At 68.6% G+C, this 11,480-nt stretch carries 13 protein-coding genes and 2 riboswitches; of the genes, 11 read left to right on the top strand and 2 right to left on the bottom strand.

The features are described 5' to 3' along the window. The first annotated feature begins 73 nt into the window (after positions 1-73). Positions 74-175, top strand: a riboswitch (TPP riboswitch). Between the two features lie 104 nt (positions 176-279). The 7 genes from thiC to ACW4E8_RS04300 all read left to right on the top strand — a co-directional run bounded on the left by thiC (position 280) and on the right by ACW4E8_RS04300 (position 6,767). Further along, on the top strand, positions 280-2,160 hold the full coding sequence (thiC, locus tag ACW4E8_RS04330; protein ID WP_456803369.1) for a phosphomethylpyrimidine synthase ThiC: 1,881 nt from the start codon (positions 280-282) through the stop codon (positions 2,158-2,160). A 137-nt stretch (positions 2,161-2,297) separates the two neighbouring features. After that, positions 2,298-3,491, top strand: a complete 1,194-nt coding sequence (locus ACW4E8_RS04325; RefSeq protein ID WP_456803368.1) for an FAD-dependent oxidoreductase — start codon at positions 2,298-2,300, stop codon at positions 3,489-3,491. Between the two features lie 12 nt (positions 3,492-3,503). Further along, positions 3,504-3,701, top strand: a complete 198-nt coding sequence (gene thiS, locus ACW4E8_RS04320) for a sulfur carrier protein ThiS (protein ID WP_114131108.1) — start codon at positions 3,504-3,506, stop codon at positions 3,699-3,701. 3 nt (positions 3,702-3,704) lie between these two features. Next, on the top strand, positions 3,705-4,541 hold the full coding sequence (locus ACW4E8_RS04315; RefSeq protein WP_010813326.1) for a thiazole synthase: 837 nt from the start codon (positions 3,705-3,707) through the stop codon (positions 4,539-4,541). Beyond that, a complete protein-coding gene (locus ACW4E8_RS04310) occupies positions 4,538-5,674 on the top strand; it encodes a thiamine phosphate synthase (RefSeq protein WP_456803367.1) in 1,137 nt (378 codons plus the stop codon). Before ACW4E8_RS04315 ends, ACW4E8_RS04310 begins: the two co-directional genes overlap by 4 nt. A gap of 14 nt (positions 5,675-5,688) precedes the next feature. Further along, the gene (locus ACW4E8_RS04305; protein ID WP_456803366.1) at positions 5,689-6,198 is read left to right on the top strand and encodes a GNAT family N-acetyltransferase; all 510 of its coding nucleotides are present in this window, start codon (positions 5,689-5,691) and stop codon (positions 6,196-6,198) included. Positions 6,199-6,314: 116 nt separating this feature from the next. Next, positions 6,315-6,767 (top strand): PaaI family thioesterase, encoded by a 453-nt coding sequence (locus ACW4E8_RS04300; RefSeq protein WP_456803365.1) that lies wholly within the window; start codon positions 6,315-6,317, stop codon positions 6,765-6,767. Between the two features lie 21 nt (positions 6,768-6,788). On the opposite strand, the gene ACW4E8_RS04295 is transcribed toward ACW4E8_RS04300, so the two are convergent. Both ACW4E8_RS04295 and thiD read right to left on the bottom strand, forming a co-directional pair. After that, on the bottom strand, positions 6,789-7,223 hold the full coding sequence (locus ACW4E8_RS04295; protein WP_436220657.1) for a PGDYG domain-containing protein: 435 nt from the start codon (positions 7,221-7,223) through the stop codon (positions 6,789-6,791). Between the two features lie 5 nt (positions 7,224-7,228). Next, the gene (thiD, locus tag ACW4E8_RS04290) at positions 7,229-8,056 is read right to left on the bottom strand and encodes a bifunctional hydroxymethylpyrimidine kinase/phosphomethylpyrimidine kinase (RefSeq protein ID WP_456803364.1); all 828 of its coding nucleotides are present in this window, start codon (positions 8,054-8,056) and stop codon (positions 7,229-7,231) included. A 58-nt stretch (positions 8,057-8,114) separates the two neighbouring features. Further along, positions 8,115-8,230, top strand: a riboswitch (S-adenosyl-L-homocysteine riboswitch). 123 nt (positions 8,231-8,353) lie between these two features. Between thiD and ahcY the strand changes: the two genes are divergently transcribed. From ahcY to ACW4E8_RS04270, 4 genes are all read left to right on the top strand, one after another. Further along, positions 8,354-9,772 (top strand): adenosylhomocysteinase, encoded by a 1,419-nt coding sequence (gene ahcY, locus ACW4E8_RS04285; RefSeq protein WP_456803363.1) that lies wholly within the window; start codon positions 8,354-8,356, stop codon positions 9,770-9,772. Between the two features lie 71 nt (positions 9,773-9,843). Continuing rightward, complete coding sequence (locus ACW4E8_RS04280) at positions 9,844-10,194, top strand: phage holin family protein (protein ID WP_316152481.1); 351 nt, start codon at positions 9,844-9,846, stop codon at positions 10,192-10,194. Between the two features lie 60 nt (positions 10,195-10,254). Next, positions 10,255-11,085, top strand: coding sequence for a methylenetetrahydrofolate reductase [NAD(P)H] (gene metF, locus ACW4E8_RS04275; protein WP_456803362.1), 831 nt, complete (start codon positions 10,255-10,257; stop codon positions 11,083-11,085). Between the two features lie 8 nt (positions 11,086-11,093). Continuing rightward, positions 11,094-11,453 (top strand): TfoX/Sxy family protein, encoded by a 360-nt coding sequence (locus ACW4E8_RS04270; RefSeq protein WP_456803361.1) that lies wholly within the window; start codon positions 11,094-11,096, stop codon positions 11,451-11,453. Positions 11,454-11,480 lie beyond the last annotated feature (27 nt).

The following is an 11,480-nucleotide window of genomic DNA, read 5'->3' as shown; positions in this document are numbered from 1 at the left end:
CAGCTGTGGCACCACAAATGTAGGTGAATTGGCACTAGCGCCCGCCGGGGGCTTGTGCTTAAATTCACCCCGTTGGATGAAACAGGGGTGCCGTACGGATGGGCCGTGCGGCTGAGAGAGTCCCTTCGAACCCGATCCGGTTAGTACCGGCGTGGGAAGTTTCACAAGACCAAGTCTCTAGTCCCTCCGGGACTCGCCGCCCCAGGCCCCACGGCCTCCAAGGCAGCGCTCACAGGGCTCCTGGTTTCGTCCACCCCCGCAAGAGAGAGGACGACACCCATGGCCCGTACTGCCCCCGCTGCATCCTTCGAATCGCTCGAAAGCGATCTCGACCAGAAATTCGCCTATCCGGCTTCCAGCAAGACCTACCTGACCGGCAGCCGCCCGGATATCCGCGTGCCGCTGCGCACCATCCTGCAAACGTCGACGCGCACCGACAAGGGCGAGATGTCCAATCCGCCGATCCCGGTGTACGACACCTCGGGCCCGTACAGCGACCCGGACGTGCATATCGACCTGAAGGCCGGCCTGCCGGCGCTGCGCGCCAAGTGGATCGATGAGCGCGGCGATACCGAAGTGCTCAAGGGCCTGTCGTCGGAATACGGCCGCGACCGCGCCAACGACCCCGCCACCGCGCACCTGCGCTTTGCCCAGCTGACCAATCCGCGCCGCGCCAAGGCCGGCGCCAACGTGTCGCAGATGCACTACGCGCGCAAGGGCATCATCACGCCGGAAATGGAGTATGTGGCGCTGCGCGAATCGCTGAACCTGCAGGCGCTGTACGACAAGCCCGAATACAAGGCGCTGCTGCGCCAGCACCCCGGCAACGCGCTGGGCGCCGGCCTGCCGCTGCGTCCGGAAGACATCACGCCGGAATTCGTGCGCCAGGAAATCGCCTCGGGCCGCGCGATCATTCCCGCCAACATCAACCACACCGAGCTGGAGCCGATGGCGATCGGGCGCAATTTCCGCGTCAAGATCAACGGCAACCTGGGCAACTCGGCGGTGACCTCGTCGCTGGCCGAGGAAGTGGAAAAGATGGTGTGGTCGATCCGCTGGGGCGCCGACACCATCATGGACCTGTCCACCGGCAAGCACATCCACGAGACGCGCGAATGGATCCTGCGCAACTCGCCGGTGCCGATCGGCACGGTGCCGATCTACCAGGCGCTGGACAAGACCGGCGGCATTGCCGAGGACCTGACCTGGGAGATGTTCCGCGACACGCTGATCGAGCAGGCCGAGCAGGGCGTGGACTATTTCACCATCCACGCCGGCGTGCTGCTGCGCTACGTGCCGATGACGGCCGACCGCGTCACGGGCATCGTCTCGCGCGGTGGTTCGATCATGGCCAAGTGGTGCCTGGCGCACCACAAGGAAAACTTCCTGTACACGCGCTTCGACGAGATCTGCGAAATCATGAAGGCCTATGACGTGTCGTTCAGCCTCGGCGACGGCCTGCGTCCGGGCTGCATCGCTGACTCCAACGACGACGCCCAGTTCGGCGAGCTGCGCACGCTGGGCGAGCTGACCGCCAAGGCGTGGGAGCACGATGTGCAGGTGATGATCGAAGGCCCGGGCCACGTGCCGCTGCAGCGCATCCAGGCCAATATGGATGAAGAGCTGAAGCACTGCTATGAAGCGCCGTTCTACACGCTCGGACCGCTGGTGACGGACATCGCCCCCGGCTACGACCACATCACCAGCGGCATCGGTGCGGCCAATATCGGCTGGATGGGCACCGCCATGCTGTGCTACGTCACGCCCAAGGAACACCTGGGCCTGCCGGACAAGGAAGACGTGCGCGAAGGCATCATCACCTACAAGATCGCGGCCCATGCTGCCGACCTTGCCAAGGGCTGGCCGGGCGCGCAGCTGCGCGACAACGCGCTGTCCAAGGCACGCTTCGAGTTCCGCTGGGAAGACCAGTTCAACCTCGGCCTCGATCCGGAACGCGCGCGTTCGTACCACGACGCCACGCTGCCGGCCGAAGGCGCCAAGATCGCCCACTTCTGCTCGATGTGCGGGCCGAAGTTCTGCTCGATGAAGATCACGCAGGAAGTGCGCGACTACGCGGCCTCGTTGCCCAAGGAAGCGAAGCAGGGCATGGAAGAGAAGTCGGTCGAGTTCCTGAAGAAGGGCAGCAAGATCTACTCGTGATGCAGTGACAGGCAGTACGGGCACGGCTTCGCACCCATGCCCGCTCGTGTTTCGCCGCCGCGCAGCGCCTCGCGCGGCGGCACCGACAACAAGGAGGCCGGACGCGGCCGCATGGCGCGTCCGGCACAACACCCCTCATGACAGCAGTGCAGTCGTTTGACGTCGCCATCCTCGGGGCCGGTCTTGCCGGCCGCCTGGCCGCCTGGCAACTGGTCCGCAGCGGCGCCCGCGTGGCGCTGGTGGAGCGGGCCGGCCCGGACGGCGCGGGCTCGGCCGCCTATGTGGCCGCGGCCATGCTGGCGCCGCTGGCGGAATCGGCCATTGCCGAGCGCCGCATCGTCGACCTGGGCATCGCCAGCGTCGACCTGTGGCGCGCGTGGCTGGCCGAATTGCCTGAGCCGGTCTTCTTCCAGGAGGACGGCACGCTGGTGGTCTGGCATGCGCGCGACCGCGCCGAGATGTCGCTGTTCACCAGCCGCGTGCGCGCGGTGGCGCCGCCCGAACTGGTGTCGCAGCGGCTGCGCGCGCTGGACGGCAAGGGCGTGGGCGAAGTCGAGCCCGCGCTGGCGGGCCGCTTCCCGCAGGGACTGCTGCTGGCCGGCGAAGGCCAGCTCGACAACCGTGGCGCGCTGCGCGCGCTGTTGTCGTGCGCGGTCAGCGAAGGCGTGCATTGCGTCTGGGAGGCCGGCGAGGTCGATGCCGAATCGCTGCCCAGGCTCGGCATCCGTGCCGACGTGGTGCTGGACTGCCGCGGCCTGGGCGCGCGCGCGTCCTGGCCGGCGCAACCCGGCGGCACTCAGCCGGGGCTGCGCGGCCTGCGCGGCGAAGTGGTGCGCGTGCATGCGCCCGACGTCAGGCTGCACCGGCCGGTACGGCTGCTGCATCCGCGCTACCCGATCTATATCGCGCCCAAGCCCAACGACCTGTACGTGATTGGCGCCACCGAGCTGGAAAGCGAGGATGATTCGCCCATGAGCGTGCGTTCCGCGCTGGAGCTGCTGTCGGCCGCGCATTCGCTGCATCCCGCCTTCGGCGAAGCGCGCGTGCTGGAGCTGAACGTACAGCGCCGCCCGACGCGGCCCGACCACCTGCCGGCGATCCGCGTGGATCAGCGCTCGCGCGTGGTGCGCGTCAACGGGCTGTACCGGCATGGCTTTCTGATTGCGCCGGCGGTGACCGAGGCCGCGTGCGCGGTGGTGGGCGCGCTGCTCAAGGGCGATCCCGCAGCCCATGCGGTGCCGGCCGCGCTGCGCTGGCCTGGCATGATCGAGGCCGTGACCGAAGCGCCCGCCACGACCACCATGGCCGCACCCGGCGGACTGCTGCACTAACGCATGACAGACATGGATATCCTGCTCAACGGCCGACCGCTCGCCCTTGCCGATTCCGCCACGCTGGCGGACGCGGTAAGCGCGGCGCAGATCGCGCCCCCCTTTGCCGCGGCGGTCAACGGCCAGTTCGTGCCGCGCGGCGCCCACGCCAACACCCTGCTTGCGGCCGGCGACCGCATCGACCTCGTGCAACCCGTGACGGGAGGCTGACCCATGACATTCGAACCTTCCGAAACCTTGCGCGACCCGTTCGTGCTGTATGGCGAGTCGTTCGGCTCGCGCCTGCTGCTGGGCACCGCGCGCTACCCGTCGCCGGCCACGCTGGAGGCCGCCGTGCAGGCCTCCAGGCCCGCCATGATCACCGTTGCGCTGCGCCGCCAGGGCGCGGTGGGCGCTGGCGAGGGCGGCCAGGCCTTCTGGCAGATGCTCAAGGCGCTGGACGTGCCGGTGCTGCCCAACACCGCCGGCTGCTTCACCGCGCAGGAAGTGATCACCACCGCGATGATGGCGCGCGAGGTCTTCGAAACGCCCTGGATCAAGCTGGAACTGATCGGCGACGACTACACGCTGCAGCCCGATACGCTGAACCTGCCGGCCGTGGCCGAGACCCTGATCAAGGAAGGCTTCAAGGTGCTGCCGTACTGCACCGAGGACCTGGTGCTGTGCCGCCGCCTGCTCGACGTGGGCTGCCAGGCGCTGATGCCGTGGGCCGCCCCGATCGGCACCGGCCGCGGCGCAGTCAACCCGCACGCGATGCGCGTGCTGCGCGAGCGCCTGCCCGACACGCCGCTGATCGTCGATGCCGGCCTGGGCCTGCCGTCGCATGCGGCGCAGGTGCTGGAGTGGGGCTACGACGGCGTGCTGCTCAATACTGCGGTGGCGCAGGCCGCCTACCCGGTCAATATGGCGCGCGCCTTTGCGCAGGCCGTGGAAGCCGGCCGCACGGCCTACCTGGCCGGGCCGATGCCCGAGCGCGAGGTGGCGCAGGCCAGCACCCCGGTGGTCGGCATGCCGTTCTGGCACGCCGACAGCACGGAGCAGCGCGCATGACCCGCCGTGCGGTGCATGCCGCCAGCGACGGCCCGCTGCGCCAGGCGGTGCTGGAACACTATGGCGAGATCTTTGGCGTCGATGACAAGCCGTGGCAGGCCTGGCGCCTGGCCGACGCGCCCGCGCAGCCCGGCGCCCACGATGTGCTCCTGTCCGACGGCGAAGCCGACGCAGGCACGATCGCGCGCGTGGCCGCGGCAGGCGCCACGCTGATCGGGACCGACCGCGAGGGCGGCCAGTGGATCGACACCGTGCGCTCGCCGATGGGCACGTGGGTCTTCTCCGTTGCCGCCGACACCGACCAGCCGCATTCGCCTGCCTTTGTCGCGGTGCTGCTGGCCAGCCTGTCGCTGCATTTTCCCGCGCACGACGCGCTGTGCCTGGCGCGCGCCTGGGAGCCGGGCTCGGCCGACTGGCCGTCTGACTTTGCCCGCTTCCCGCACGTGCGGCACGCCGCCCTGGTGGCGCCAGAGCAGGTCGAGGCGCCGTTCGCGCCGTGCCCCGCGCTGGGCCTGTACGTGGTGGTGCCGAGCGCCGAATGGATCGAGCGCCTGGCGCCGCTGAACGTGCCGACGGTGCAGCTGCGCTTCAAGTCCGACGACCCGGCCGCGGTGCGCGCCGAGATCGCACGCGCGGCGAAGGCGATGCAGGGCTCGTCTTCGCGCCTGTTCGTCAACGACCACTGGCAGGCCGCGATCGACTACCGCGCCGCCAACGGTGGCGAGCGGAGCGGCATCTACGGCATCCACCTTGGCCAGGAAGACCTGGATGATGCCGACCTCGATGCGATCCGCGCTTCGGGTCTGCGGCTGGGTGTCTCCACCCACGGCTATGCCGAGATGCTGCGCGTGGCCGCGATCCGCCCCAGCTACCTGGCGCTGGGCGCGATCTTCCCGACCACCACCAAGGTGATGCCGACCCAGCCGCAGGGCATGGGCCGCTTCCGCGCCTATGTGAAGCTGATGCAGCCGGTGATCCCGTCGCTGGTGGGCATCGGCGGCGTCAACGCCGCCAATATGCGCGAGGTGCTGGCCGTCGGCGTCGGCAGTGCCGCCGTGGTGCGCGCGGTGACCGAGGCTGATGACGTGCCGGCCGCGGTGGCCCGCCTGGTCAGCCTGTTCCCCGCTGCCTGAGCGCGGAGCCAGCCATGGCTGCTGCTGCGCACATCCGCCTGGCAGCGGCCGACGAGGTGCCGCGCCTGGCCGATATCGAACTGGCCGCCGCGGCGCTCTTCCCTGACGCGGACCTGCCGGCGCTGCTGCGCCTGGTCAGCACGCCGGAGCCGGTGCTGGCCGCCGCGCAGCGCGAAGCGCGCCTGTGGGTGGCCGAGCGCGATGGGGAACTCGCTGGCTTTGCACTGGCCAGCCGCAACCGCGAGTACGCCTATCTCGATGAAATGGATGTGCACCCCGACCACGGGCGCCGCGGCATCGGGCGGGCGCTGGTAGGGGCGGTGCAGGGCTGGGCGCGGGCGGGGGGATCGCACTCGCTCAACCTGACCACCTTTGCCCACCTGCCCTGGAATGCGCCGTTCTATGCGTCGCTCGGGTTTCGCCAGCTGCGTGACGACGAGCTGTGTCCGCTGCTGGCCGATGCGCTGGCGGCGCAGCGTGCTGCGGGGCTGCGGCAGCGGGTGGCGATGCGGCAGGTGCTCTGAAGGGCGCGCGCGGCGCCAGGATTTGTGCGACATTCGCCCAGCCGCGGGAACCGAACGGGACCCCACCGTTATGATGTTGGGCAGCATTCCCCGCCAACCACCCAGCATCCCCCATCATGTCCAGCCAGACCGCCCCCGAAATCATCCCCGTCGCCCCCGGCACGCCCGAAAAGCCCTACTTCGGCATCGACGTGCCGCTGATGCGCTATTTCGGCCTGCAGCCGGTGCAGATCGAGGAAGGCCTGTGCCGCACGCGGCTGCCGGCGCACCCGTCGCTGGTCAACAGCCGCGGCGATGTGCATGGCGGCACGCTGATGGCGACGCTGGACTTCACCCTGAGCGGCGCCGCGCGCTCGCATGCGCCGCTGGAAACCGGCGTGATCACGATCGATATGTCCACGCATTTCCTGGCGGCAGCGCGCGGCGAGCTGACGCTGGAGGCGCGCTGCCTGCGCCGCGGCGCGCGCATTGCGTTCTGCGAGGGCGAGGTCAAGGATGCTGCCGGCACCGTGGTGTGCGTGGCGCGGGCCGCATTCAAGCTGGTGCCGCTGTCCGCCGGCGGCAACTGACCCCGGCGTCGGCCTGGCCGCTCAGTCCTGCAGTGGCCGGTACACCTGTTCGAAGCGTGCGCGCTCGGTGATGCCATAGTCGCCGGGCGCGTATTGCATCAGCCAGTCGCCTGGCTTGCCGTGCAGCACGTCGCCGCCGGCGCTGCGCGCGATGCTGAAGGCCTCGTGCATCTCGCGCGCCAGTACCGGGATCGGCTTGTTGCGGTAGGCGCCGTCCTGGCCGTGCGCCAGCGGCGGCACGGCCTCGTACTTGGGGTCGAAGCGGTCGCGCGAGACGCACCAGCGGTCGCCGCCGCGGCTGGTGATGAGCGCATCGCCAGGTTGGTAGCGGTTGGGTCCCTCCCGGCTGATCAGCTCGCCGGGCTCGGTGGCGAACACCACGTCGACGACTTCATGCTTGAGGTAGAACGCGGCAGCCGGGTCGCTGCGCAGGTCGATATCGGCCAGCATCGTCATGTCCGTCAACCCAGCGCGCGCGGCGCGAACAAATGGTTCAGCGGCCCGTTGCCGGCGCCCAGCCGCAGCCCCGCGCCCGCCGCGATGGCCTGCGCCACATAGTCCAGCGCCGTGCCCACGGCCGCCTCCAGCGCATCGCCGCGCGCCAGCTGCGCGGCAATCGCGGCGGCCAGCGTGCAGCCGGTGCCGTGCAGGTTGCGGGTATCGACGCGCGGATGCGTGAACACGCGCACGCTGCCGTCGGCCAGCATCAGCAGGTCGTCCAGGCCGCCGGCGCCGGCGCCGTCTTCCAGGTGGCCGCCCTTGAGCAGCACCGCGGGGCAGCCCATGGCGATCAGGTCGGCGGCGGCCTGTTCCATCTCGGCGCGATGCGCGATCCTGCGCCCCAGCAGGTACGACGCTTCCGGCAGGTTGGGGGTGACCAGCAGCGCGCGCGGGAACAGCAGCCGCACCATGGCCTGCGTGGTGGCGTCATCGGACAGCGTCGCGCCCGAGGTCGAGATCATCACCGGGTCCACCACCAGCTTGCGGATGCCGTGCCGGTCCGCCGCCGCGGCCACGGCCTCGACGATAGCGGCGGTGCCCAGCATGCCGGTCTTGGCCGCGTCCACGCCGATATCGCTGGCCACGGCATCGATCTGCGCGGCCACCATGTCGGCGGGAATGGCGTGCACGCCGGTCACGCCCAGCGTGTTCTGCGCGGTGATCGCGGTGATGGCGCTCATGCCGAAGCAGCCCAGCGCGGAAAAGGTCTTCAGGTCGGCCTGGATGCCGGCGCCGCCGCCGGAGTCGGAACCGGCGATGGTCAGGGTGCGGGGTGGCGTTGGGATCATCTGTGCAGGAATCGGAGGGAGCCGGTGCGCAAGGCGCCCGGGCACGCTACAATACCGCCACTCCGAGGAGCGTTGCAACGGATGGAGGCCTGCGAAGCACATCGCGCGGCCGGCGGCACAGCCGCCCCATGCCATCCGCCAGGCTCGGACTGTCTTCAACGGCGCTCGCTGATCCGTGGTCCGCACGGAGGCGAGTCGACCTATCCGCGTGCTTCGCATGTGCCCTTGCGCCATGCCACAGCTACCAGGTTCCCCCGTACTCGTCACCTGCGTGCCACTCTTCACCGGGAGTGAAACATGAACGCTGTGACCGACCTGAAGCAAGACTACCTCGTCGCCGACATCAAGCTGGCCGGCTGGGGCCGCAAGGAAATCGCCATTGCCGAGACCGAAATGCCCGGCCTGATGGCGATCCGCGACGAATTCGCCGCCGCGCAGCCGCTCAAGGGCGCGCGCATCGCCGGCTCGCTGCACATGACCATCCAGACCGCCGTGCTGATCGAGACGCTCAAGGCACTGGGCGCCGACGTGCGCTGGGCCTCGTGCAACATCTACTCGACCCAGGACCACGCCGCTGCCGCGATCGCCGCCGGCGGCACGCCGGTGTTCGCCTTCAAGGGCGAATCGCTGAAGGAATACTGGGACTTCACGCACCGCATCTTCGACTGGTCGGACGGCGGCACCCCCAACATGATCCTGGACGACGGCGGCGACGCCACGCTGCTGCTGCACCTGGGTGCACGCGCCGAGAAGGACGCGTCGCTCATCGCCAAGCCGGGCAGCGAGGAAGAGACCTACCTGTTCGCCGCCATCAAGGAAAAGCTGGCCAAGAATCCGAGCTGGTACAGCCGCAACCTGGAGGCCATCCGCGGCGTGACCGAGGAAACCACCACCGGCGTGCACCGCCTGTACCAGATGGCCCAGAAGGGCGAACTGCGCTTCCCGGCCATCAACGTCAACGACTCGGTGACCAAGAGCAAGTTCGACAACCTGTACGGCTGCCGTGAGTCGCTGGTGGACGGCATCAAGCGCGCCACCGACGTGATGATCGCCGGCAAGGTTGCCATCGTGGCCGGCTACGGCGACGTGGGCAAGGGCAGCGCACAGGCGCTGCGCGCGCTGTCGGCGCAGGTGTGGGTGACCGAGATCGACCCGATCTGCGCGCTGCAGGCCGCGATGGAAGGCTACCGCGTGGTGACCATGGACTACGCCGCAGAGCATGGCGATATCTTCGTCACCTGCACCGGCAACTACCATGTCATCACCCATGACCACATGGCCAGGATGAAGGACCAGGCCATCGTCTGCAATATCGGCCACTTCGACAACGAGATCGACATCGCCTCGATCGAGAAGTACGAATGGGATGAGATCAAGCCGCAGGTTGACCACGTCAAGTTCCCTGACGGCAAGAAGCTGATCATCCTGGCCAAGGGCCGCCTGGTGAACCTGGGCTGCGCCACCGGCCACCCGTCGTACGTGATGAGCAGCTCGTTCGCCAACCAGACCATCGCCCAGATCGAACTCTGGCAGGAACGCGACAGCGGCAAGTATCCGGTCGGCGTCTACACGCTGCCCAAGCACCTGGACGAGAAGGTGGCGCGCCTGCAGCTGCGCAAGCTGAACGCCCAACTGACCGAGCTGACCGAACAGCAGGCCGCGTACATCGGCGTGAAGAAGGAAGGCCCGTACAAGGCCGACCACTACCGCTACTGATCCGCGCAGGAAGGCAGGGCTCCCCCTCCCGCTTGCGAGAGAGGGGGAGAAACCACATTCAAGGAGCCGTCATGAGACTATTGGTCGTCTGGGTCATCAACGCCGTTGCGCTGTTCGTGTTGCCGTACCTCATCTCGTCGATCCACATCAAGAGCTTCGGCTCGGCGATGCTGGCGGCGCTGGTGCTGGGCCTGGTCAATACGCTGATCCGTCCGATCCTGGTGATCCTGACGCTGCCGGTCACGCTGCTGACGCTGGGGCTGTTTATCTTCGTCATCAACGCGCTGCTGTTCCTGTTTGTCGGCAACCTGCTGTCGGGCTTTACCGTCGGCGGTTTCTGGGCGGCCCTGCTGGGCTCCATCCTGTACAGCGTGATCTCGTGGCTGCTGGCCAGCCTGCTGCTGGGCGAACGCAACGCCTGAAGCGGCTGCACTGTCACGAATCCCATTTCACGCGCCGCGCCAACGCGGCGCGCCACCATCATGCAAGACCGCTACTTCAGCTTTGAATTCTTCCCGCCCAAGACGGCGGAGGGCACGGAGAAACTGCGCAACACGCGTGCGCAGCTGGCCCCGCTCAAGCCCAAGTACATCTCGGTGACGTTCGGCGCCGGCGGCACCACGCAGCAGGGCACGCTGGACGCGGTGCTGGAAATCCAGCGCGAAGGCATCGAGGCCGCGCCGCACCTGTCGTGCGTGGGCTCGTCGCGCGAGAGCATCCGCGCGATCCTGCAGCAGTACCGCGACGGCGGCATCCGCCATATCGTCGCGCTGCGCGGCGACATGCCCTCGGGCATGGGCGAGATCGGCGAGTTCCGCTACGCCAACGAACTGGTCGAGTTCATCCGCGCCGAGACCGGCGACTGGTTCAACATCGAAGTCGCCGCCTATCCCGAGTACCACCCGCAGGCCAAGTCGCCGCGCCACGATCTCGAGAACTTCGTGCGCAAGGTCAAGGCCGGCGCCAACTCGGCGATCACGCAGTATTTCTACAACGCTGACGCCTACTTCCGCTTTGTCGATGACGTGCGCGCGACGGGCCTCGAGGTGCCGATCGTGCCGGGCATCATGCCGATCACCAACTACACGCAGCTGATGCGCTTCTCCGAGACGTGCGGGGCTGAAGTGCCGCGCTGGGTGGCCAAGCGGCTGGAGAGCTTCGGCGACGACCGCGAATCGATCCGCGCCTTCGGCCTGGACGTGGTCACCGCGCTGTGCGAGCGCCTGCTCGCCGCGGGCGTGCCGGGCCTGCATTTCTACACGCTCAATGCCGCCGGCGCCACCAAGGCGATCTGGCAGCGCCTGAAGCTGTAAAGCCCGCCATGGCCACGCGCCGCCCCGATCCCTTCATCGAACATCTGCTCGAGCTGATGGGGCCGCTGGCGGCGCGCATCGGCCCTGTCAGCGCCAAGCGCATGTTTGGCGGCCATGGCCTGTTCTATGACGGGCTGATGTTTGCGCTGGTGTCGGGCGGCACCTGCTACCTGAAGGCGGATGACGCCACGCGCGGCAAGTTCGAGGCCGAGGGCAGCGAGCCCTTCCGCTACCAGTCGGCAAAGCGCGAGGTCACCATGCGCCACTACCTGAGCCTGCCGCCGGCGGCGCTGGAATCGCCCGGCGCGATGACGCCCTGGGCGAAGCTGGCGGTGGAGGCGGCGCTGCGGCTGGGGAACGCGGGCTGAGGCAACGACCCGCTATCGCGCCGAACT

The sequence above is a fragment of the Cupriavidus sp. CP313 genome, from assembly GCF_054072015.1.
The sequence above is the reverse complement of the archived record's forward strand: the minus strand, read 5'-3'. Positions and strand labels throughout refer to the sequence as shown.